Below are 21,977 nucleotides of genomic sequence, written 5' to 3'. Positions count from 1 at the left end.
ATTCTGGCGAAATGATTCAAACCGAGGGTTCGGCTTGGTTCGGGAATCCGTGCTGTCGGGGATGCCAGCAGCTCGAGAAGTGCGGTGGCCGCCTAGGGAAGCACAATCACCTGGGCGCCGAAGACCAGTCCGGCTCCGAAGCCGATCTGCAGGGCCAGTCCGCCGCTCAGTTCAGGGTTTTCCTGCAGCAAGCGGTGGGTTGCGAGGGGGATGGAGGCTGCCGAGGTGTTGCCTGCTTCGGCGATATCCCGGGCGACCTTGACGGTCTCCGGAAGCTTGAGCTTCTTGGCCATCTCGTCGATGATCCGCATGTTGGCCTGGTGCGGGATGAAGGCCGCGAGGTCCTCGGCCTGGATGCCGGCGGCGTCGAGCGCCTGCTGGGCCACCTTGGCCATTTCCCAGACCGCCCAGCGGAACACCGTCTGGCCGTCCTGGCGCAGCGTGGGCCACAGCGCCGCCTCGGTCACGGCGGCCTCGCCCTCGCTCAGCGCGGCGTCGCGCTTGCCGGCCAGCGCCAGCTCCCGGATGTCCAGCATCGAGTGGGTCATGCCGATGGCGTCCCACTTGCTGCCGTCCGAGCCCCACACCGACGGGCCGATGCCCGGGGTGTCGGAGGGGCCGACGACGACGGCGCCGGCGCCGTCGCCGAGCAGGAAGGAGATGGTGCGTTCGGTGTTGTCGATGACGTCGGAGAGCTTCTCCGCGCCGACCACCAGCACGTACTTGGCCGCGCCGGAGCGGACCAAGGCGTCCGCCTGGGCGATCCCGTAGCAGTAGCCGGCGCAGGCCGCTGAGATGTCGAACGCCGGTGCCGGGGTGGCGCCGAGGCGGTCGGCCAGGCTGGCGGCGGCCGAGGGCGTCGCGTAGGGGTGCGTCACGGTGGAGACGATCACGGCGCCGAGCTCGGAAGCGTCGATGCCGGCCTTCTGCAGGGCCTCGCGGGCTGCGCCCTCGGCCATGTCGATCACGCTGACGTCGGCGGGGGCCCGGTGGCGGGTGATGATGCCGGTGCGCTGCCGGATCCACTCATCGGAGGAGTCGATCCACTGGCACACGTCCTCGTTGGTGACGATCACGCTGGGCCGGTAGGCGCCGACGCCCATCACGCGGGTGTGCTCCTGCAGCGGAGCCTGCTTCAGGGTTGGAGTGCTCATTGCCCTCCCTCCAGTTCTGCGAATAGGGCCAAGGCGGCGGAAAGGTCATCCGGGGTCTTGACGGTAACGGTCTTCACGCCGGGCATGCCGCGTTTGGCCAGGCCGGCCAGCGTCCCGGCCGGCGCCAGCTCGATCACGCCGGTCACCCCGCGCGCCACGAGGGTCTCCATGCAGCGGTCCCAGCGGACCGGGCGCGAGACCTGGGCGATCAGGCTGTCGACGGCGGCGCCGCCGTCGGTGACCTCGGCGCCGTCGAAGTTGGACAGCAGGGGGACCTGCGGGTTCCGCGGGTGCAGCGAGGGCCGCAGGGCCTGCAGCGCGGCGACGGCGGGGGACATGTGCGAGGTGTGGAATGCCCCGGCGACCTTCAACGGGATCACGCGCGCCTTGGCCGGCGGATTCTCGGCGAGGGCCTTGAGCTGCTCCAGGGTGCCGGCGGCGACGGTCTGGCCGGCGCCGTTGACGTTGGCGGGGGTGAGCCCGCAGGCCTCGATCGCGGCCAGGACGTCGGCGGGGTCTCCGCCCACGACGGCGCTCATGCCGGTGGGGGTGGCAGCGGCGGCGGCCGCCATGCCGTTGGCGCGTTCGCGGACGAAGGTCATGGCCTCGGTCTCGGTCAGGACGCCGGCCAGGGCCGAGGCGGTGATCTCGCCGACCGAGTGCCCGGCCAGGATGACCGGGAGGGTGCCGAGTTCGACGTCGAAGAGGGCCTTGGCGGTCACCAGGCCGGCGGCGACGATCAGGGGCTGCGCGACGGCAGTGTCCTTGATGGTTTCCGCGTCGGAGGTGGTTCCGTGGGCGGTGAGGTCGATGCCTGCGATTTCGCTAAAGGAGGCCAGCTGGCCTGCGACGGATGGCAGTTCCAGCCAGGGGGCTAGAAAACCAGGGGTCTGGGAGCCCTGTCCAGGGCAAACGATTGCAAGCACGTATCCAGCTTTCCAAATTGCCGCGTGATTCATCGGTACTCTCATGCACCAAGCTCACTGGGTCAGTTTGTAGGAAGTCTACAACGGGTCAGGAGTTGTTACGGGACGGCTGGCGCTCCGCGGTGGGCCTTGGCGGGGTCGAAAGCCGGCCCACCACCAATGCCGCCTGGAGCACAAAAGCCTCCCGGGGGATCAGCGGATCCCAGCCCGTGACGTCGCAGACGCGCTTGAGCCGGTACCGGACGGTGTTGGCGTGGACGAAGAGTTCGCGGGCCGTCGCCTCGAGCGAATGCCCGAGTTCCAGGTAGGTCCCGAGGGTCTCCACGAGGCCGTTGGACGCCGCGAGCAGGGGCCGGTAGATGTTCTTGACCAGGGAACGCCGGGCGGCGTCGTCGCCGGAGATCACCCGCTCCGGCAGCAGGTCATCGGCCGCCACGGGGCGTGGCGCGGAAGGCCAGGCCCGGGCCGCGGTCAGCCCGGCGAAGGCCGACTGGGCGGAGCTGCTGGCCTCCAGCAGCGACCCGGCTTCGGCCCCGTAGACCACCGGTCCGGGCGCGAAGAGTTCGCTCAGTTTCTGGCAGGCCGTTTCGCGGTCCTGCACCCCGCCGAGGATCAGGATCAGCCGGTCGCCCTGGATGCCGACGAGGGCGTCCTCGGCGAAGCGCCCGGCGGTGCGGCGGAGCTCGCTGACGTAGCTGGCGCTCGGTTCCGACGGCGAATTTCCCACCATGACGGTGAAGCGTTCCTGGGCTTTCCAGCCCAGTGCGGCGATCCGGGAGCGCAGCGCGTCGGTGTTTTCACCGCGCAGGATCGCGTCGACAATGAGTGCTTCCAGCCGGGTGTCCCAGGAGCCGCGGGTCTCCGCTGCGCGGGCGTAGACGTCGGCGGCGGCGAACGCCACCTCGCGCGAATAGCGCAGCACGGCCTCGCGCAGCGCGGCCTGGTCGGCCTCGGGGGCGATGATCGGCACCTGTTCCTCGACCACCTCGACGACGATGCGGATCAGCTGCAGCGCCTTCTGCAGGCTGATCGATCGGGTCAGTTCCGTCGGTGCGGTGCCGAAGACGTCGGAGAGGATCCACGAGGGGGAGCTGGGCCTCTCGAACCAGGTGACGAAAGCTGCGATGCCGTTTTGCGCGACCATGCCCAGGGCGGAGCGCTCGTCGGAGTTCAGCCGGCTGTACCAGGGCAGCGAGGCCTCCAGCTGGCGCAGGGTCGTCGTGGACAGCTGGCCCACGCTGGACCGGAGCTTTTTCAGCGTCTCGGCCTTCTCCGGGGTGAGGGCCCGCACGGACGGCTTGCGTTTTGCGGGGGTGGTGGTGGGCTCTGCCATGCAACGAGCATACGGTGCCGGCCGGCCAAGCTCCATTTGTGCAAAGGCTACAACGCGCGTTGTCGCGGATCACAGTGCTCGGGCACAGCCGTTAACGCCCGACGGCGGCCCCCACCGTGGTGGGAACCGCCGTCGTGCGCTGTTCGGCCGGCTTTAGGAGTCGCCGCCCGCGTTGCCGGTGGTGCCTGCGTTGACGTTGAGCAGACGGTACTTCTCGATGGCCTGGGCCGGGGCCTGGGCGTCGACCTCGCCGCGGCGGGCCAGCATCTGCAGCGAACGGACCACAATCGAGTGGGTGTCGTTCTTGAAGAAGCGGCGCGCTGCGGCGCGGGTGTCCGAGAAGCCGAATCCGTCGGCGCCGAGCGAGGCGAACTCGTTCGGGATGAACTGCCGGATCTGGTCCGGGACGGCCTTCATGTAGTCCGAGACCGCCACGATCGGGCCGGTGGCTCCGGCGAGCTGCTCGGTGACGAACGGGACGCGCGCCGGCTGGCCCGGGTTGAGGAAGGCGTCTTCCTCGGCGGCCATCGCGTCGCGGCGCAGTTCGGTCCAGGAGGTCACGGACCAGACATCGGCGGAGACGCCCCAGTCCTCGGCCAGGATCCGCTGGGCTTCGAGGGCCCACGGCACCGACACGCCGGAGGCGAGGATCTGCGTGCGCGGGCCGTCGATCTTGGCCGGCGCCAGCAGGTAGATGCCCTTGATGATGCCCTCGGCGTCGAGCTCGGCCGGAGCCGGCGGCTGGACGATCGGCTCGTTGTAGACCGTGATGTAGTACATCACGTTCCGCGACGGGTCGTTGTCCGCAATTTCTTTTCCGGCTTCGCCGGGACCGTACATCCGGTTGAGCCCGTCACGCATGATGACGCCGATCTCGTAACCGTAGGCCGGGTCGTAGGTGACGACGGCCGGGTTGGTCGAGGCCAAGATCGGCGAGTGGCCGTCGGCGTGCTGCAGGCCTTCGCCGGTGAGCGTGGTGCGACCGGCGGTGGCGCCGATGATGAACCCGCGGGTCATCTGGTCCGCGGCGGCCCAGAAGGAGTCGCCGGTGCGCTGGAAACCGAACATCGAGTAGAACACGTAGATCGGGATCAGCGGTTCGCCGTGCGTGGCGTAGGAGGTGCCCGCGGCGGTGAAGGCGGCAACCGAACCTGCCTCGTTGATGCCCGCGTGCACGATCTGGCCGGCAATGGATTCCTTGTACGCCAGGACCAGGTCGCGGTCCACGGACAGGTAGTTCTGGCCGTTCGGGTTGTAGATCTTCGCCGTCGGGAAGAACGCGTCCATGCCGAAGGTGCGCGCCTCATCGGGGATGATCGGCACGATCCGGGTGCCGAAGTCCTTGTCCCGCATCAGGTCCTTGAGCAGCCGCACGAACGCCATGGTGGTGGCGGCCTGCTGCTTGCCGGACCCGCGGTTGGCGACCTCGTACGCCTTGTCGCCCGGCAGGGTGACGTCGGTGTGCTTCGAGCGGCGTTCCGGAACGAACCCGCCAAGGGCCCGCCGGCGTTCCATCAGGTACTGGATCTCCGGGGCGTCGGCGCCGGGGTGGTAGTACGGCGGCTGGTACGGGTCGGCCTCGAGCTGCTCGTCCGTGATCGGGATGCGCAGGTGGTCGCGGAAGGCCTTGAGGTCCGCCAGCGTGAGCTTCTTCATCTGGTGGGTCGCGTTGCGGCCCTCGAAGTGGGTGCCCAGGCCGTAGCCCTTGACCGTGTGGGCCAGGATGACCGTGGGCTTGCCCTTGAACTCGGTGGCGGCCTTGTACGCGGCGTAGACCTTGTTGTAGTCGTGGCCGCCGCGCTTGAGGTTCCAGATCTCCTGGTCCGTCATATCCGCGACCATGTCCTTGGTCTGCGGGGTCTTGCCGAAGAAGTGCTCGCGGACGAACCCGCCGGATTCGGCCTTGTAGGTCTGGTAGTCGCCGTCGACCGTCTCGTTCATGATCTTCACCAGCGAGCCGTCTTCGTCCTTGGCGAGCAGGTTGTCCCACTCACGGCCCCAGACGACCTTGATGACGTTCCAGCCGGCGCCGCGGAAGAACGCTTCGAGCTCCTGCATGATCTTGCCGTTGCCGCGGACCGGGCCGTCGAGGCGCTGCAGGTTGCAGTTGATGACGAAGTTGAGGTTGTCCAGCTTGTCGTTCGCGGCGAGCTGGAGCAGGCCGCGGGACTCGGGCTCGTCCATTTCACCGTCGCCCAGGAACGCCCAGACCTGCTGGTCGGAGGTGTCCTTGAGGCCGCGGTTGTGCAGGTAGCGGTTCGACTGCGCCTGGTAGATGGCGTTCATCGGGCCGATGCCCATCGATACGGTGGGGAACTCCCAGAACTCGGGCATCAGGCGCGGGTGCGGGTAGCTGGAGAGCGCGTGGCCCTCCTTGGACTTCTCCTGGCGGAAGCCGTCCAGGTCCTCCTCGGTGAGGCGGCCTTCCATAAAGGCGCGGGCGTACATGCCGGGGGAGGCGTGGCCCTGGAAGAAGACCTGGTCTCCGCCGCCGGCGTGGTCCTTGCCGCGGAAGAAGTGGTTGAAGCCGACCTCGTAGAGGGTCGCGGCGCCCGCGTAGGTGGAGATGTGCCCGCCGACGCCAATTTCAGGGCGCTGGGAGCGGTGCACCATCACGGCGGCGTTCCAGCGCAGCCAGGCGCGGTACTTGCGTTCAATCTCCTCGTCGCCCGGGAAAGGCGCTTCCTGGTCCACCGGGATGGTGTTGACGTAGTCGGTGGTGGTCACCATCGGCACGCCCACGCTCTGGGCGCCGGCCCGCTGGAGCAGGCTCCGCATGATGTACTGGGCACGCTCGGTGCCTTGTTCCTGAATCAGGGTGTCCAGGGACTCCAGCCATTCGGCGGTCTCTTCCGGATCACGATCAGGCAGCTGGTTAGTCAACCCGCTGAGGATATGGGAGGTATCTTCTCCTGCAGCCACGTCCAACCTCTCTTTGAGCGCATTCATCGGCACCCTCAGCTCCGGCAGGGTAACTGCCTGGCGTGAACGCGACGTGTGCGACATATCGGTAACAACAGCCCGGTCCTGTACGCCGGGCTAGGTCCAATCACAACCATGCCTGTGTGTAGTAGCGGGCAGTCGCCCGCGCAGGCATAGTCGTCATCAGCCACTCTAGCCGTGTGCGTCCGCGGATGCGTAGCTGTCCCATGGGGCCGCCGTCGTATTTCACGGGCATACTGGTTCTGTGACGTGGAGCCTCCCCAGGGCCCCCGGAACGGCCGGTGTGACGCAGAATATGGCGGATCGCGGCCCCTGCAGCTTGAAGCAAAGGCCCAAAGGGTGTTGGCTTGTAGTAATGGAAATCACTAGCACCACTGGACTTACCAAGCAGTATCCCTGTACGTATAACCAGCAAATGAACAAACAGCATAGGAGCAACACGTGAGCGAGGCCGACGCCGCCACTTCGGTGAATGTGGCGGAAAAATTGGGTTTCAAAAACGGAGATCTGATTCAGGAATTCGGTTATGACGACGACGTCGACTTCGACTTGCGTGACGACATCGAGGACCTCACCGGTTCGGAGCTCTTCGACGAGGACGACCATGAGGTTGTCGACGCCGTGATCCTCTGGTGGCGCTCCGACGACGGCGACCTCGTAGACACCCTGGTCGGCTCGCGGACCACCCTCACCGAGGGCGGCGTGGTCTGGGTGTTGACGCCCAAGTCGGGACGGGTCGGCTACGTCTCGCCGGCGGACATCCAGGACGCGGCCCCCACCGCAGGGCTGCACTACACCACCTCCGCCGGCGTCTCCAAGGACTGGAGCGCCACCCGCCTGGTCACGCGGAAGAACAAGTGAGCCAACCGGCCCCCGCAACGGCGGCTTCACCCACGGCCGTGCCGGCCGTTGGCGTGCCCGCCCCCGACTTTGAGCTGGTCAACCAGTTCGGCGAGCCCGTCCGGCTCTCGGACCTGCGCGGACGCGCCGTGGTCCTGGTGTTCTTCCCCTTTGCCTTCTCCGGCATCTGCACGGGCGAACTCTGCGAACTTCGCGACAACCTCGCGCTTTTCGAAGATGCCGACGCCGCCGTCCTCGGGGTGTCGGTGGACAGCAAGTTCGCCCAGCGCGCCTACGCGGAAAAGGAAGGCTACACCTTCGACCTGCTCGCGGACTTCTGGCCGCACGGGGCGGTGGCGGAGCAGTACGGCGTTTTTGATCCGGAGAGCGGCATGGCCAGGCGCGGCACGTTCATTATCGACGCCGACGGCATCGTCCGCTATGTCGTCGTGAACCCCCGCGGCCAAGCCCGGGACTTCGCCGAATACCGCGCTGCCCTGGCAGGACTCACGGGGAACTGACGGCGGGGAACTGGCGCGATGAGGCAGCGGCGGCCCGGCGTGGGCATGACTGGCTTCGCCAGCCTGCCGCCGGTCGCCGCCGCCGAACCCGAACGCAGCGAGCTGGAGGTTCTGGCGGAAATCCATGATGTCCTCGCAGGCCAGAGGTTCGCGCTGCTGACCGGTGCGGGGCTGAGCACGGATTCGGGCATCCCGGACTACCGCGGTCCCGGCGCCGCTCCCCGGGCGCCGATGACCTACCAGGAGTTCGTTGGCGCTGCCGAGAACCGCCGGCGTTACTGGGCGCGGAACCATATCGGCTGGTCGCACCTGCGCCGGGCCGACCCCAATGCCGGCCACGTTGCCGCCGCCCGGTTGGAACACCGCGGACTCCTCACCGGCCTGATCACGCAGAACGTGGACCGGCTGCATGAGGACGCCGGGAGCATCAATGTGGTGGACCTGCACGGCCGCTTCGACCGGGTGGCCTGCCTGGGCTGCCAGCGCCGCTACAGCCGCTCGCTGCTGGCCGGCGTGCTGGAGGAACTCAACCCCGGGTTCCTCGCCGACGCCCTCGCCGCCGGAGTCGTGGAAATGGCTCCCGACGCCGACGCCACCGTGGAGGACCCGGAGCTGATCGCGGGTTTTGTCGTCGCGAACTGCCCGGCCTGCGGCGGCACACTGAAACCGGACTTTGTCTACTTCGGCGAGAACGTCCCCAAGGACCGGGTGGAGCGCTCCTACGCCATGGTGGACGAGGCCGGGGCCCTGCTGGTGGCGGGGTCGTCCTTGACCGTGATGAGCGGGCTGCGGTTCGTCCGGCACGCGGCGAAGCAGGGTAAAGCCGTGGTGATCGTCAACCGGGGCCAGACCCGCGGCGATGACCTGGCCACCATCAAGCTGGAGGCCGGCGTGAGCGAGGCCTTGACCTGGCTGGCTGCCGTACTTCCGGCCCTCTGACATCGGCCTGGCGGGGCCCCGCCGATTGGCGTTTCCCCGGCCGGTTCCGGTAGAGTCATTGTTCGTTGGTTGACGCATTGGAGTGCGGAAACAACACCTTGGGTCTTTAGCTCAGCTGGTAGAGCGCCACGTTTACACCGTGGATGTCATCGGTTCGATCCCGGTAGGACCCACCAAGGAAAACCCCGTCGCAGCAGGCCAGAAGGCCGGCCGCTGCGGGGTTTTTTGCTGCCACGATGGCCCGGGTTTCAATGGCCAGGAAAATGTCGGTGCCCGGCCGTACCGTCACCGGCATGGAACATGTGATGGTGAAGACCGGCCCGGACGGACATCCGGTGGCGGTGGTCCGCGGCGGCCGCGAGTGGCTCGTCGGGGCCGAACCGGTGCGCTGGTTCGAGCGGGTGAGCTGGTGGGAGGCTGAGCGCCGGATGCCGAAAGGCCTGAGCCGGGTCGACGTCGAGGTGTGGCAGGTCCAGGCGAGGCTGGGCCGGAACGGCGGATCCGCGCTGACCACGATGGAAATCATCCGGGACGGTCTCGGCGGGGGCTGGAGGCTCCGGGAAGCGGTGGCGGACGCGGCCTGAGTGGATGGCGGCCCACGGGCAAAGGAAAATGGTCCCGGCAATGGAAAAGCCTTCCACCGCGACTATTGGGGGATGCCGCGGTGGAAGGCTTGTAAAAAATATACCGTGGATGCGTCCAAATGTGAAACGCTTTGCGGTTGAATTACGCCACAGAACGGACTAATTGCGGCCGGACCCGGCCCGGATTGTCGGCCTAGCGGGGCTGGACCGGGACGAACACCCGCGGCTGGTCCCGCCAGCTTGGCTCCATGTCGGCGATCGTCTCGCGCATGATCTTGTCCGAGGCTTCGCGGGCCGCGACGCCGTTGCCGGCCGCGATCGCCTCCGCTACGTCCACATGCCACTGCAGCGCCGAGGTCCTTGGGTGATCCGGCATCAGGCCGTGGACGGTGCGCCCGGTCAGGGTCTCGGCGACCTGGCCCACCATGTTGGCGAACATCTCGTTGCCCGATCCTGTCAGCAGGAGGGAATGGAACTTGATGTCCAGGTCCAGGAATAGCGGTACGTCGCCGGCCACGCCCGCCTCGCGCATTGCGTAGGAGATTTCCACCAGTTTGCTGCGGAGTTCATCGGGGGCGTTGACGGCCGCCAGTTCGGCGGCAACAGGTTCGACGGCGGTGCGCAGCTCCGCCAACGACCGCAGCTGGGCCCCACGGCCCTCGCCTGCCAGGCGCCAGCGGATCACGAGCGGATCGAAGGGGTTCCAGCGGCTGGCCGGCAGCACCCGGATGCCCACGCGTTTGATGGTCTCGACCAGGCCCAGGGACTGCAGCACGCGCACGGCCTCGCGGACCACCGAGCGGGAGACCTTCAGTTCGTCCTCAAGGTGCTCGGCCAGCATGACGTGGCCGGCGGGGAGTTCGCCGGTGACAATCCGCGCCCCCAGGTGCTCGATGGCGCGGTGATGGAGGCTGGTTGACATAAACGTAAGCATAGTGGCGCAGCTCGCAGTCCCGGCGGCAGAAGGCACCCGGGCCGCGGAAAAACATAGACTGTTTGTGACGCGCCGTATTCCGCCACGTGGGCACCGCTTTCACGCGGTCCGCGGAAATACATATGGTTTATTGACAGCCATAAGTCCCAGAAAGCGTGTTCCGCAGCATGTGCGGGACGAACTGCACTCGATGCACAGAATGAATTGGAGTTTTTGATGTCAGCACACATCGGTGTCACCGGCCTCGCGGTGATGGGGGCCAACCTGGCCCGGAACCTGGCCCGTAACGGCTTCACCGTTGCCCTGCACAACCGGTCCGTGGAAAAAACCGACGCGCTGCTCGAAAAGCACGGCCACGACGGCGACTTCGTCCGCACCGAAACGCTGCAGGAACTCGTTGACTCGCTGGAGAAGCCGCGCCGCGTGCTGATCATGGTCAAGGCCGGCAAGCCGGTGGACTCAGTGATCGAGCAGCTCGAGCCGCTGCTGGAACCGGGCGACATCATCATTGACGCCGGCAACTCGCACTACGAGGACACCCGCCGCCGCGAGGCCGCCCTCGCCAAAAAAGACCTCCACTTCGTCGGCATCGGCGTCTCCGGCGGCGAGGAAGGCGCCCTCAACGGCCCCTCGATCATGCCCGGAGGCTCCAGGGAGTCCTACGAGGCCCTCGGCCCGCTGCTGGAGAAGATCGCCGCCCACGTTGACGGCCAGCCCTGCTGCGCCTGGATCGGCACCGACGGCGCCGGCCACTTCGTGAAGATGGTTCACAACGGCATCGAGTACGCCGACATGCAGGTCATCGGCGAGGCCTTCGACCTGTTGCGCTCCGGCGCCGGGATCGAACCGGCCGAGCAGTCCAAGATCTTCGCAGAGTGGAACAAGGGCGAGCTTGCCTCGTTCCTGATCGAAATCTCCGCCGAGGTCCTCGGCCACGTCGACGCCAAGACCGGCAAGCCGTTCGTCGACGTCGTTGTGGACGCCGCCGGGCAGAAGGGCACCGGCCGCTGGACGGTCATCTCCGCCCTGGAGCTGGGCTCCCCGACGTCGGGCATCGCCGAATCGGTCTTCGCACGCGCCCTGTCCTCCCAGGCGGAGCAGCGCAAGCTGGCCCAGGAACTGCTGGCAGGGGGCGAGGCCGCCGTCGAGGTCCCCGAGACCTTCGTCGAGGACGTCCGGCAGGCGCTGTACGCCTCCAAGCTGGTCTCCTACGCCCAGGGGCTGGACATGCTCACCTCCGCCGCCAAGGAATACGGCTGGGACCTCAAGCTGGACGAGATCGCCTCGCTGTGGCGCGGTGGCTGCATCATCCGCGCCGAGCTGCTCAAGGAAATCACCAAGGCCTACGCCGCGGAAGAGAAGCCGGCCAACCTGCTGTTCGCCCCGGCGTTCACCAAGGCGATCGCCGACGTCCTCCCGGCCTGGCGCCGGGTGGTGGCCACCGCCGTGCAGCTGGGCATTCCGGTGCCGGTGTTCTCCTCCTCGCTGGCGTACTACGACGGCCTGCGCCGCAAGCGCCTCCCGGCCGCCGTGATCCAGGGCCAGCGTGACCTCTTCGGTGCACACACCTATGGCCGGATCGACACCGAGGGCACCTTCCACACCCTGTGGGGCGAGGACAAGTCCGAGATCGCTGCGGTGGACACGCACTAGTCCACGCCGTTTCCGGTCCGGCGGCCGGCGCTTCCCGATACTCCGGGGGCGCCGGCCGCTGCCGTAACATCTGTAAGCGGTTCTCCGGTTAGCGGAGGACCGGTTCCGGCTCTGACCCGAACTTCGTCCATCGTCCTTCGGAGACCACCTCTACAGAGCCNCCCCCCCCCCGCTGCCGTAACATCTGTAAGCGGTTCTCCGGTTAGCGGAGGACCGGTTCCGGCTCTGACCCGAACTTCGTCCATCGTCCTTCGGAGACCACCTCTACAGAGCCGTCGACCACGCTGATGGCCGTCTGCTCGTCGATGGCGTAGGCAGGGGCGCCGAGGTCGGCGGCCCATCGCTCTGCGGCGGCCTGGCTGTTCCCCGGGAAGGCGTCCAGGTGCGGGAAGATTGAGAAGTCGACGACGCCCAGCGTGCGGTCGTCCGCGGCAGTTGGCCATGCGACGAAGGAGGCCCCGATCCGGGGCGTCATCACCATGCTTCCGGCGCTTACTCCCACCCACACCGTGTCATTTAGCGAAGGCAGCAGATCGGCCAGCCCGGACTCCCGCATCCAGTGGCACAGGTAGCTCGCGTCCCCGCCGTCGACCAGGAGCACATCGGCGTCACGGACCCACGGTACCCATCGCTCCGCGCCGATGGAGGGCAGAGCGGTGAGCTCGAGGACCCCGAGCGACGCCCAGCCCAGGCCGGAAAAGTTCTGCCACGTGGGCTCGGCGGCGACGAGGCCGCGCACCGAGGCAGGTCCGCACATCGGGTGACCCCACTGGGCGGTGGGGATCACCAGGGCGTGGCATTCGGCGACCGGCTTGCCAAGAAGCTGCACGAGCGCCGCATGGATGCTGGGGTTCGTGACGCCGCCTGAGGTCAGCAGGAGCTTCAAGGTGCCTCCAAATTCGTGCGGAAGGTGGATGTGCTTGAAGACCCGGGCGGGTGCGCCGCGGGACCCTTAGATCCGGTATTCGATCAGGTACTCGGCCGGGTCGACGGCGGGCTTGGTCTCACGCTGCGCGTCGCGGTGCCGCCAGGTGGCCGGCACCCCGGTGAGGATTGATTCGGCCGGGGCGTCCTTGACCACCACGGCGTTGGCGCCGATGGCGCTGTCCCGGCCGATCGTGATAGGCCCCAGGACCTTCGCGCCGGCGCCGATCACCACCCGGTCCTCGATCGTGGGGTGGCGCTTGATCTTCGCGAGCGAGCGGCCGCCGAGGGTGACGCCGTGGTAGATCATCACGTCCTCGCCGATTTCGGCGGTCTCGCCGATGACCACACCCATGCCGTGGTCGATGAAAAAGCGGCGGCCGATGGTGGCCCCCGGATGGATCTCGATGCCGGTCAGGAAACGGGCCAGCTGCGAGATCAGCCGCGCCGGGAAGCGCAGCGACGGGTTCTGCCAGAGCCGGTGCGTCAGGCGGTGCGCCCAGATCGCGTGCAGGCCGGAGTATGCAAAGAAGTTCTCGAAAGAACCCCGCGCCGCCGGGTCGTGGGACCGGGCGGCGTCGAGGTCTTCCTTCAGTCTTGCGAAGAAGCTCACAAAGACCTTTCTACGAATTCTTGGGTCACGGCCCGAATTAGCCGCGGATGTCGTCGTACAGCACGGTGGAAATGTAGCGCTCCCCGAAGTCGCAGACAACGGCGACAATCAGTTTACCGGCGTTCTCCGGACGCTTGGCGAGCTCCAGGGCCGCCCAGACGATCGCGCCGGAGGAGATGCCGCCGAGGATGCCCTCCTTGACGCCGAGGTCCCGTGCCACGCGGACCGAGTCCTCCAGGGTGGCGTCGATGACCTCGTCGTAGACGTTCGTGTCCAGGATTTCGGGGACGAAGTTGGCGCCCAGGCCCTGGATCTTGTGCGGGCCCGGGGCACCGCCGTTGAGGATGGGGGAGTCCTTCGGCTCGACGGCGACGATCTGCACGTCCGGCTTGCGTTCCTTGAGGACCTGCCCGACGCCGGTGACGGTTCCGCCGGTGCCGACGCCAGCGACGAAGATGTCCACCTTGCCGTCGGTGTCCGACCAGATTTCCTCGGCCGTGGTCCGGCGGTGGACCTCGGGGTTGGCTTCGTTGGCGAACTGCTGGGCCCAGATGGAGTTCTCCGTGTTGGCCACGATCTCCTGGGCCTTCTCCACCGCTCCGCGCATGCCCTCGGAGCCGGGGGTCAGCACGATTTCGGCACCGTAGGCGCGCAGCATCACACGGCGTTCCGTGGACATGGTTTCCGGCATGGTGAGGATGACCTTGTAGCCGCGGGCGGCGCCGACCATGGCCAGCGCGATGCCCGTGTTGCCGGAGGTGCCCTCGACGATGGTTCCACCCGGCTTCAGCGCGCCGGACTTCTCCGCCGCGTCGATGATGGCCACACCGATCCGGTCCTTGACGCTGTTGGCCGGGTTGTAGAACTCCAGCTTGACCGCCACGGTGGCGTCCAGGCCTTCGCTCAGCCGGTTAAGGCGGACCAGCGGGGTGCCGCCGACCAGCTGGGTAACATCGTCATAGATCCGTGCCATGGGTATATGTGCCTATCTGTGAAGAGGGAATTCTAAGGTCAGCCTAACGATGGCGCTTAAGCCCTAGCTAAGCATTAAGCCATGCAGAGTAATATTTCCTGGCCTTCGCGAGCTTCGGGTTGATGATCACCTGGCAGTAGCCCTGCTCGGGATACTTCGCGTAGTAGTCCTGGTGGAAATCCTCGGCAACGTGGAAGCGGGGGAGACGGCTCACCTCGGTGACGATCGGATCCGTCCACAGCTCCTGGTTCCGTTCGATCGCCTCCTCGAACAGGATCTTCTCCTCGGTGGTCTCGTAGAACATCGAGGACCGGTACTGGGTACCGACGTCGTAACCCTGCCGGTTCAGCGTGGTGGGATCGTGCAGGGCGAAGAACATGTCCAGGATGATGTCGGCCGGGACCACGTCCTCGTCAAAGGTCACCGCCACCACCTCGGCGTGGCCGGTGGTCCCGGAGCACACGGAGTAGTAATCGGGGTTGTGGTCATGGCCCCCGGTGTAGCCCGAAACAACCGAGCTGACACCCTTGGTCTTCTGGTAGACAGCGTCGAGGCACCAGAAGCAGCCCCCGCCGAGCACGAAAGTTCTCATGCCCTGTTCAATGGACGAGACGCCCGGATCATTCCCGAGCCCGGCAGTCGGTCAGCGGCCGGCGCCGTGGCCGGCGCCGCCGATAGGGTAAAAATGAGGGTATGGAACCTGAGAACACGGACGTTTCAGCGCAGCCCGCCGACGCGTCGCCTGCCGACGCGCAGCCCGCCGAAGCCGTAAAAGCCGGCGAGGCCGCCACGCTGGGCATGATCCTGCTGGCCGTCGAGGAGCTCTGGCCCGAATCGCTGGCGGAAGACTGGGACGAGGTGGGTCTCGTGGCCGGGCACCCCTCCGCCGAGGTGAGCAGGATCCTCTTCGCCGTCGACCCCACCCTCGAAGTCATCGAGGAAGCCGTCGCCTGGGGCGCCGAACTGCTCATCACGCACCATCCGCTGCTGCTCAAGGGCGTCACCTCGGTGGCGGCCAACACCCCCAAGGGCAAGGCCGTGCACCGGCTGATTGAGTCCGGGACCGCCCTGCTCACGGTTCACACCAATGGCGATTCCGCCGTCGGCGGTGTCTCCGACGTGCTGGCCGACGCGCTGGGCCTGCAGGACGTGGTGCCGCTGACTCCGGCCGCCAACGGACTGCCCGAAGAGGGGATTGGGCGGGTCGGCGACCTCGCCGAGGTCCAGACGCTCGGGGAGTTCGCCGCACAGGTTTTCGGCATCCTGCCCTCCGTCGCCGGCGGTGTCCGGGTCTCCGGCGACCGGGACGGCCTGGTCCGCCGGGTGGCCCTGTGCGGCGGGGCGGGTGATTCGCTGCTCAACGAGGTCCGTGCGAGCAACGCCGATGTCTATCTGACCGCGGACCTGCGCCACCACCCGGCGTCGGAGGCACGCGAGGCCGCCGTGAACGACCGGCCCTACCTGATCGACGTCTCGCATTTCGCCAGCGAGTGGCTGTGGCTGCCGGCGGCCGCCGAGGCCCTCGGGAACGTGCTGACCGACCAGGGGCACGACATCGAGATTCGGGTCAGCACCACCAACAGTGACCCGTGGGACTTCATTCTGACTCCGGGCTAAGCCAGGTGTGCGAGGGGCCCCGGGTGAGCGTAGCGAGGCCGGGGAGCACGGTTGGCGCTAGAGTCTAGGGGAGCGCCGGTACGGTGCCCGGCTCCGGCCGGTAAGTGAACAAGCGGAGGAAATAGTGGCCAAGGCAGCACCGGCGGAACAGTTGAAGTTGCTCGAATTGCAGGGACTCGATGCCAAAATCAAGTCACTGTCCAACCGCCGCCGCAGCCTTGAGAGCGACTCCCGGATCACCGACCTGGAGGCCGCCCTCAGCGTGGCCAACGGCGAGCTCGGGGCCGCGAAGGTCGCCGTGCACGACGCCGAACTCGAGCTCAAGCGCGCCGAGGCCGACGTCGAACAGGTGGCCTCCCGGATCGAACGCGACGAGGCCCGGCTCAACAGCGGCACCGGTCTGTCCAAGGACCTGGTGGCCCTCCAGCGCGACATCGCTTCGCTGAACAAGCGCCGCTCGGACCTGGAGGACGTCGAACTCGAGGTCCTGGAGCGGCTCGATTCGCTGCGCCTGCGCCAGGCCACGCAGCAGCAGATCGTTGATGACATCCAGGGGTCCTTCGGTGCCATCCGCGCTGAACTGGACGAGCAGTTGGCCGAAGTGGCCGCCGAGATGACCGTGGTGCGCGGCCAGCGCGCCGAGTTCGCTGGGGGACTGGACACGGGGATGCTTGCCGTCTACGAGAAGACCCTCGCCAAGCGCGGCGTGGGCGCTGCCCGCCTCTTCCACGGCACCTCTGAAGGTTCCGGCATGCAGCTAAGCCCCGGCGACCTCGCCGAGATCAAGGCCGCCGCCGAGGACGATATCGTTTTCTGCCCCGACTCCGGGTGCATCCTGGTCCGCTCCGCCGAGTGGGCCTAACCGGGCAGGATGAGGCTGAGGGTGTGCGGCTTACGGGCCGTGCCCTCGATGAGTTCCGCCGGCCACTTCTCGGCGGCGGCCCGCTGCAGCTGCGCCGGAGTCTGCGGGGCCTTGCCGCGGCGGCTCAGCAGGTGCCGGGCCAGCTCCCCGCGGGTGTGTTTGGCGAAGTGGCTGACGACCTTGCGCACCCCGTTGACCTCCGTGAAGACGTTGACAGCCACGGTCTGTTCGGGCGGGGGAGCCCACGCCGCGGCGTAGGTGCTGGAGCGGCAATCGACCAGCAGTTCCCCGGCCGTGGCGGCCGCGAGTGCCTCGGTCAGCTGCGGTTTCCAGAACGAAGCCAGGCGGCCGACGTCGGGGAGCGCCGTGCCCATCGACAGCCGGTAGGCCGGCACCCGGTCGCCGAACCGGAGGGCGCCCCAGAGCGCGGAAATCACCAGCACGGAGTCGTCCGCCTTCTTCCGCTGGCCGGGCGTCAGCGAACGGTAGCCCAGGGCGTCGTACAGCACCCCGGAGTACACCTGGTGGGCGGGCGCGGCGGGCTCGGCGTGCAGCCGGGTGTTGCGTTCGACGTCGGCCGCCAGCGAGGCGCCGACGCCCAGCAGCGCCAGTGCATCCTCGTGCGCGCTGACGGTGCCGAGTGCCTCGAGCACCTTCGCGCGGTAGCTGTTCAGCGCGGGAAAGCTGAGCGAGGAAGGGTCGACGGCGTCGCCGCCGGTTGCGGGGGTCTTGCCTTCGGAGGGCGGCAACAGAATCAGCACCGTACGATCCTACCGGCGGCGGGCTAGGCGAGTTGGCGGCCGAGGAAGGACAGCAGGGTAGGCAGGATGAGCCGCCAATACGCCTCCTCGTGTCCGCCGGGCTGGTAGCCGCCCTCGACGTGTCCCGGCAGGCCGGCGACGTAGTCCTTGACCGAGGGCAGGAGGGGATCGCCGGTGCCGCAATCGATGCGTTTCGGCAGGCCTTTGAGCCGGGGCCGCAGCGCGAAGACGTCATTGGCCTCGAAGTCCTCCGGGCTGTCGAACGCCCCGTCCAGCCCGTCGTCGTAGTCACTCCAGACCGCCGGACTCATGGCGGCGACGGCCCGCAGCCCTGGGATCTTGCCCTGCGAGGCGAGGAGCAGGGCGCCGAAGCCGCCCATCGAGAGGCCGAAGAGCCCGAATCTGTCGAGGTCCAGTCCCTGCCGGCCCAGAAACGGGATGAATTCCTCCAGCAGCATGGACTCCGTATCTGTGCCGTCGGTTCGCGGATGCCACCAGGAGTCGCCGCCATCCACGGAGGCGATCGCGAAGGGCGTTCCGCCGTCCACGAGGTAGCGCTGCAGCACCGCCTGGATGCCGAGGTCGTCGAAGAGGAAACGGTTGTCGCTGCCGGTCCCGTGCAGGAAGAGCGCTACGGGCATCTTGGCCTGCTCGTAGCCGGCGACGACCGGTGTGGCCAGGGACCACCCGGTGGGGGTGTCCGGGCGGAACCTTGTGTCGAAATCGCCGGAGGTGACGTCAACCCGAGGGGCCGGGGTCCCGGGCACAGCCGTGGTGGACGTCGTTGCCGGTTGGGGGCCAGACCGATCGACGCCGGCGGCCAGGCCGCCGGCGCTGCCCTCGGGGTTGCGAGCCTCAGGGGCGCAGGCTGCCAGCGTGGCGGCGCCCACAAAGCCGGCTCCGAGTTCCAGCATCCGCCGGCGGTCAAGCAGCGGCTCATCCATCCCTTGATCTTAGGCGCGGAAGCCGGGCGGTGGCAGTGCCGCCCCCAAGCCGCGCACGGGGCTCAGGCTACCTTGGCGGGCGGTGCGGGGACTGGACCCTGAACGGAGTCCGGGGAAACCGCGGCCGGTGCTGGCAGCGGGGGCCGTGCTGGGGTTGCCGCAGCCTGTGCGGCCTGGTTCTCACGCGCCAGGAAGGCCGACAGCTCGCCGATGGTGCTCATCAGCGGGGCCGGGAATACGACGGTGGAGTTCTTGTCCACGGCGATCTCCACGAGGGACTGCAGGTTCCGCAGCTGCAGGGCCAGCGGATGCGCCATCATCGTGTCGGACGCTTCGCCGAGGGCCGTGGCCGCGATGGACTCGCCCTCGGCGGCGATGATCTTGGCCCGCTTCTCCCGCTCGGCCTCGGCCTGCCGGGCCATGGCGCGCTTCATGCTTTCGGGCAGCTGGATGTCCTTGAGCTCCACGAGGGTCACCTCGACGCCCCACTCCAGCGTGAGGGCGTCGAGGATTTCGCGGATGTCGCTGTTGATGTGTTCCGTCTCGGACAGGGTCTGGTCCAGGCTGTGCCGGCCGACGACTTTCCGCAGCGTCGTCTGGGCGATCTGGTTGATCGCCGCCGCGACGTTCTCGATCGCCACGACCGACTTCACGGCATCGATCACCCGGTAGTAGGCCACCGCCGAGATGTCGACACTGACGTTGTCCTGGGTGATGATGCCCTGCGACTGGATCGGCATAGTCACGATCCGCAGGCTGACGAGGTGGAGCCTGTCGATCACCGGAATGATGAAGCGCAGGCCCGGCATCCGGACCCCGATCACCCGGCCCAGCCGGAACAACACACCCTGCTCGTACTGGCGCACAATCCGGATCGACATCCGGGCCACGATGAGCAGTAGGGCAATAACGAGCAACCAAACGACGACGGCGGTGATGTCCATCCGAATCGCTTCCTTCAGCGGGGTTAGCTGCTTCCATTCTCCCACCGGCTGGGCCAAAAGGCGCCGGCAGGGCGGGCCTGCCCGGGGGAGACCGTAGAATGAACAACGGATGGGTTGACCAGGCGGCCGCGCGTCACGCAAGTGGCTCGAGGAACGTCCGGGCTCCGCAGGGCAGGGTGGTGGGTAACGCCCACTCGGGGTAACCCGCAGGCCAGTGCCACAGAGAAGAGACCGCCTGCCCAAGGGCCGTGTCCGCACGGTTCGGGGAGCAGGTAAGGGTGAAACGGCGGTGTAAGAGACCACCAGCTTCCCGGGTGACCGGGAAGGCTAGGTAAACCCCACCCGGAGCAAGGCCAGACAGGACACGTTTGAGGGCTGCCCGCCCGAGTGTCCGGGTAGGCCGCTGGAGGGCGTCGGCAACGGCGTCCGTAGATGGATGGCCGCTACTCCCGCGCCGGTAACAGCGCGGGAGCACAGAACCCGGCGTATCGGTCAACCCGTCCATCCACACAAAAGGGGCCGGCACCGTATGGTGCCAGCCCCTCCTTCTCAGCCGTAGATTTCGGTTCAGGCCTTGGCCTTGCGCTTCACCCAGCCCCACGCCGCCGTGGCGACAAAGAGGACCAGGCCGATCACAGCCAGCCAGAGCAGGCCCTTTATGACGAAGCCCAGGATCGAGAGGATGAGCCAAATGACGAGTAGTGCAACGATGAGTCCCATCCGGCCATCCTAGGGCAGGGGAAGTACCTATCCGCGGACATCGGGTGTGAGTGATTTCACCCCGTACCGGCCGGTAGGGTAGCGGAGGCCACCCTAGAATGGATAGCGAACGTAGAAGTTCTGCCGCCGGGTCTGCGTTCGCAGCCGGTGGCTTTTTCTTTGCGATGCATATAGGTGCAGAAAGGTGCGCGGGCTGGACCGAATTCCCGCAGCGCCAGGTTCCGGACATCCGCCGGCAGCCGACTTCCGCATACGAGGACGTATGCGGTGGATTCTAGGAAGGTAGTTCTGTGAGCCAGACGTCAGATTCTTGTCTTGATACGTGGATGGGCCGGGAGGCGCTCGCCGAGGCCATGATTCCGGTGATCGGCCGGCTGTACCGTGAGAACAACGTGGTGACCTCCATCCACGGCCGCAGCCTGATCAACAAATCCACCATGAACATCCTCAAGGCGCACCGCTTCGCCCGCCGGATGAGCAAGGAAGAACTGCGCCTCGAAGAGACCGCGCCGCTGCTGGACGCCCTCACCAAGCTGGAGCTCGGCGCGGCTGCCATCGACATCGCCCGTCTCACCGAGAAGTACCGCGCCGAGGGCGACGGCGTCAGCCTGGACGAGTTCCTGCGGGCCGAGCTGGCCGACGTCGTCGGCAAGCGTGGCGGCGATGACCGCACCAGTACCGACGTCGTGCTCTACGGCTTCGGCCGCATCGGCCGGCTGCTCGCCCGCCTCCTGATCGAAAAGGCAGGCGGCGGCCACGGCCTGCGCCTGCGCGCCATCGTGGTGCGCCGCGGCTCGGACAACGACCTGGCCAAGCGCGCCAGCCTGTTGCGCCGCGACTCGGTGCACGGCTCCTTCGAGGGCACCATCAAGGTGGACCTCCAGAACGACACGATCACCGCCAACGGCGTCCAGATCCAGGTCATCTACTCGGACAACCCCGCCACCGTGGACTACACCGCCTACGGCATCCACGACGCACTCGTCGTCGACAACACCGGCCGCTGGCGCGACGCCCAGGGCCTGTCCCAGCACCTGCAGAGCAAGGGTGTCTCCCGCGTCCTCCTCACCGCCCCGGGCAAGGGCGAGCTGAAGAACATCGTGCACGGCATCAACCACACCGCGATCACCGACTCGGACAAGATCGTCTCCGCAGCTTCCTGCACCACCAACGCCATCACCCCGGTGCTGAAGGCGATCAATGACCGCTACGGTGTGGTGCACGGCCACGTGGAGACGGTCCACTCCTTCACCAACGACCAGAACCTGATCGACAACTTCCACAAGGGCGACCGCCGCGGCCGCTCCGCCGCGCTGAACATGGTCATCACCGAGACCGGCGCCGCCACGGCAGTGGCCAAGGCCCTGCCGGAGCTCCTTGGCAAACTGTCGGGAAGCTCCATCCGCGTCCCCACCCCGGACGTGTCCCTGGCCATCCTGAACCTGAGCCTGGAAAACGGCACCACCAAGGACGAGGTCAACAACTACCTGCGGGAAATGTCCCTGCACTCGGACCTCCGGAAGCAGATCGACTACATCGATTCGCCCGAGGTGGTCTCCACCGACTTCGTCGGCTCACGCCGCGCCGGCATCGTCGACGGCCTCGCCACCATCTCCAACGACAAGAACGTCATCCTCTACGTCTGGTACGACAACGAGTTCGGCTACAGCTGCCAGGTGGTCCGTGTCATGGAGGAAATGGCCGGCGTAAACCCGCCGTCGTTCCCCGCCAAGGATGCAGCCGCAACGCTGGAAGCAGCCGGCCTGCCGGTCGAGGTCGGATAACCTGCTGT

At 67.3% G+C, this 21,977-nt stretch carries 21 protein-coding genes, 1 tRNA gene and 1 other RNA gene; 10 read left to right on the top strand and 13 right to left on the bottom strand.

Annotated elements, in window-relative coordinates:
- Nucleotides 1–92 precede the first annotated feature (92 nt).
- From ABLI39_RS00845 to aceE, 4 genes are all read right to left on the bottom strand, one after another.
- Entirely contained in the window at nucleotides 93–1,154 is a 1,062-nt protein-coding gene (locus ABLI39_RS00845; RefSeq protein WP_349411441.1) for a beta-ketoacyl-ACP synthase III, read from the bottom strand.
- Nucleotides 1,151–2,080, bottom strand: coding sequence for an ACP S-malonyltransferase (locus tag ABLI39_RS00840; protein ID WP_349411440.1), 930 nt, complete (start codon nucleotides 2,078–2,080; stop codon nucleotides 1,151–1,153). Before ABLI39_RS00840 ends, ABLI39_RS00845 begins: the two co-directional genes overlap by 4 nt.
- An 88-nt stretch (nucleotides 2,081–2,168) precedes the next feature.
- Nucleotides 2,169–3,413, bottom strand: a complete 1,245-nt coding sequence (locus ABLI39_RS00835) for a PucR family transcriptional regulator (protein WP_349411439.1) — start codon at nucleotides 3,411–3,413, stop codon at nucleotides 2,169–2,171.
- A gap of 153 nt (nucleotides 3,414–3,566) precedes the next feature.
- Complete coding sequence (gene aceE / locus ABLI39_RS00830) at nucleotides 3,567–6,362, bottom strand: pyruvate dehydrogenase (acetyl-transferring), homodimeric type (protein WP_349411438.1); 2,796 nt, start codon at nucleotides 6,360–6,362, stop codon at nucleotides 3,567–3,569.
- 435 nt (nucleotides 6,363–6,797) lie between these two features.
- Between aceE and ABLI39_RS00825 the strand changes: the two genes are divergently transcribed.
- From ABLI39_RS00825 to ABLI39_RS00805, 5 genes are all read left to right on the top strand, one after another.
- On the top strand, nucleotides 6,798–7,217 hold the full coding sequence (locus tag ABLI39_RS00825) for a DUF3052 domain-containing protein (RefSeq protein ID WP_146337308.1): 420 nt from the start codon (nucleotides 6,798–6,800) through the stop codon (nucleotides 7,215–7,217).
- Nucleotides 7,214–7,717, top strand: a complete 504-nt coding sequence (locus ABLI39_RS00820; RefSeq protein ID WP_349411437.1) for a peroxiredoxin — start codon at nucleotides 7,214–7,216, stop codon at nucleotides 7,715–7,717. Before ABLI39_RS00825 ends, ABLI39_RS00820 begins: the two co-directional genes overlap by 4 nt.
- Before the next feature lie 18 nt (nucleotides 7,718–7,735).
- Nucleotides 7,736–8,656, top strand: coding sequence for an NAD-dependent protein deacetylase (locus tag ABLI39_RS00815; RefSeq protein ID WP_349411436.1), 921 nt, complete (start codon nucleotides 7,736–7,738; stop codon nucleotides 8,654–8,656).
- A 100-nt stretch (nucleotides 8,657–8,756) separates the two neighbouring features.
- Nucleotides 8,757–8,832 (top strand) — tRNA-Val (locus ABLI39_RS00810).
- Nucleotides 8,833–8,949: 117 nt separating this feature from the next.
- Nucleotides 8,950–9,240, top strand: a complete 291-nt coding sequence (locus ABLI39_RS00805; RefSeq protein ID WP_349411597.1) for a hypothetical protein — start codon at nucleotides 8,950–8,952, stop codon at nucleotides 9,238–9,240.
- Nucleotides 9,241–9,433: 193 nt separating this feature from the next.
- On the opposite strand, the gene ABLI39_RS00800 is transcribed toward ABLI39_RS00805, so the two are convergent.
- A complete protein-coding gene (locus ABLI39_RS00800; protein ID WP_349411435.1) occupies nucleotides 9,434–10,162 on the bottom strand; it encodes a FadR/GntR family transcriptional regulator in 729 nt (242 codons plus the stop codon).
- 228 nt (nucleotides 10,163–10,390) lie between these two features.
- Here ABLI39_RS00800 and gnd point away from each other — a divergent pair, with 228 nt between their 5' ends.
- On the top strand, nucleotides 10,391–11,827 hold the full coding sequence (gene gnd, locus ABLI39_RS00795; RefSeq protein ID WP_349411434.1) for an NADP-dependent phosphogluconate dehydrogenase: 1,437 nt from the start codon (nucleotides 10,391–10,393) through the stop codon (nucleotides 11,825–11,827).
- Nucleotides 11,828–12,029: 202 nt separating this feature from the next.
- Here gnd and ABLI39_RS00790 read toward each other — a convergent pair whose 3' ends face one another.
- The 4 genes from ABLI39_RS00790 to msrA all read right to left on the bottom strand — a co-directional run bounded on the left by ABLI39_RS00790 (nucleotide 12,030) and on the right by msrA (nucleotide 14,929).
- Nucleotides 12,030–12,713: a Type 1 glutamine amidotransferase-like domain-containing protein gene (locus tag ABLI39_RS00790; RefSeq protein WP_349411433.1), complete on the bottom strand. Its 684-nt coding sequence runs from the start codon at nucleotides 12,711–12,713 to the stop codon at nucleotides 12,030–12,032.
- Nucleotides 12,714–12,779: 66 nt separating this feature from the next.
- Complete coding sequence (gene epsC / locus ABLI39_RS00785; RefSeq protein WP_138769044.1) at nucleotides 12,780–13,364, bottom strand: serine O-acetyltransferase EpsC; 585 nt, start codon at nucleotides 13,362–13,364, stop codon at nucleotides 12,780–12,782.
- Nucleotides 13,365–13,401: 37 nt separating this feature from the next.
- A complete protein-coding gene (cysK, locus tag ABLI39_RS00780) occupies nucleotides 13,402–14,337 on the bottom strand; it encodes a cysteine synthase A (RefSeq protein WP_349411431.1) in 936 nt (311 codons plus the stop codon).
- 67 nt (nucleotides 14,338–14,404) lie between these two features.
- Nucleotides 14,405–14,929, bottom strand: coding sequence for a peptide-methionine (S)-S-oxide reductase MsrA (msrA, locus tag ABLI39_RS00775; RefSeq protein WP_349411430.1), 525 nt, complete (start codon nucleotides 14,927–14,929; stop codon nucleotides 14,405–14,407).
- Nucleotides 14,930–15,030: 101 nt separating this feature from the next.
- On the opposite strand from msrA, the gene ABLI39_RS00770 reads away from it, so the two are divergent.
- Both ABLI39_RS00770 and ABLI39_RS00765 read left to right on the top strand, forming a co-directional pair.
- Nucleotides 15,031–15,954, top strand: a complete 924-nt coding sequence (locus tag ABLI39_RS00770) for a Nif3-like dinuclear metal center hexameric protein (protein ID WP_349411429.1) — start codon at nucleotides 15,031–15,033, stop codon at nucleotides 15,952–15,954.
- Nucleotides 15,955–16,078: 124 nt separating this feature from the next.
- On the top strand, nucleotides 16,079–16,816 hold the full coding sequence (locus ABLI39_RS00765; protein WP_349411428.1) for a zinc ribbon domain-containing protein: 738 nt from the start codon (nucleotides 16,079–16,081) through the stop codon (nucleotides 16,814–16,816).
- Here ABLI39_RS00765 and ABLI39_RS00760 read toward each other — a convergent pair.
- The 3 genes from ABLI39_RS00760 to ABLI39_RS00750 all read right to left on the bottom strand — a co-directional run bounded on the left by ABLI39_RS00760 (nucleotide 16,813) and on the right by ABLI39_RS00750 (nucleotide 19,465).
- A complete protein-coding gene (locus ABLI39_RS00760) occupies nucleotides 16,813–17,577 on the bottom strand; it encodes a YaaA family protein (protein WP_349411427.1) in 765 nt (254 codons plus the stop codon). The genes ABLI39_RS00765 and ABLI39_RS00760 overlap by 4 nt on opposite strands.
- Before the next feature lie 23 nt (nucleotides 17,578–17,600).
- A complete protein-coding gene (locus ABLI39_RS00755) occupies nucleotides 17,601–18,521 on the bottom strand; it encodes an alpha/beta hydrolase (RefSeq protein WP_349411426.1) in 921 nt (306 codons plus the stop codon).
- A 62-nt stretch (nucleotides 18,522–18,583) separates the two neighbouring features.
- Nucleotides 18,584–19,465 (bottom strand): slipin family protein, encoded by an 882-nt coding sequence (locus tag ABLI39_RS00750; protein WP_349411425.1) that lies wholly within the window; start codon nucleotides 19,463–19,465, stop codon nucleotides 18,584–18,586.
- A 110-nt stretch (nucleotides 19,466–19,575) separates the two neighbouring features.
- Between ABLI39_RS00750 and rnpB the strand changes: the two genes are divergently transcribed.
- Nucleotides 19,576–19,969: RNase P RNA component class A (gene rnpB, locus ABLI39_RS00745), an RNA gene on the top strand.
- A 63-nt stretch (nucleotides 19,970–20,032) separates the two neighbouring features.
- On the opposite strand, the gene ABLI39_RS00740 is transcribed toward rnpB, so the two are convergent.
- Nucleotides 20,033–20,185 carry a hypothetical protein gene (locus ABLI39_RS00740; RefSeq protein ID WP_349411423.1) on the bottom strand — a complete coding sequence of 51 codons (153 nt, stop codon included), beginning with the start codon at nucleotides 20,183–20,185 and terminating at the stop codon, nucleotides 20,033–20,035.
- Nucleotides 20,186–20,475: 290 nt separating this feature from the next.
- Here ABLI39_RS00740 and ABLI39_RS00735 point away from each other — a divergent pair, with 290 nt between their 5' ends.
- Nucleotides 20,476–21,969 (top strand): glyceraldehyde-3-phosphate dehydrogenase, encoded by a 1,494-nt coding sequence (locus tag ABLI39_RS00735; protein ID WP_349411421.1) that lies wholly within the window; start codon nucleotides 20,476–20,478, stop codon nucleotides 21,967–21,969.
- The last annotated feature ends 8 nt before the right edge of the window (nucleotides 21,970–21,977 follow it).

The organism is Pseudarthrobacter sp. B907 (genome assembly GCF_040137805.1).
In the GTDB taxonomy this organism is placed as follows: Bacteria; Actinomycetota; Actinomycetes; order Actinomycetales; family Micrococcaceae; genus Arthrobacter.
This window is presented reverse-complemented; position numbering and strand designations above follow the sequence as displayed.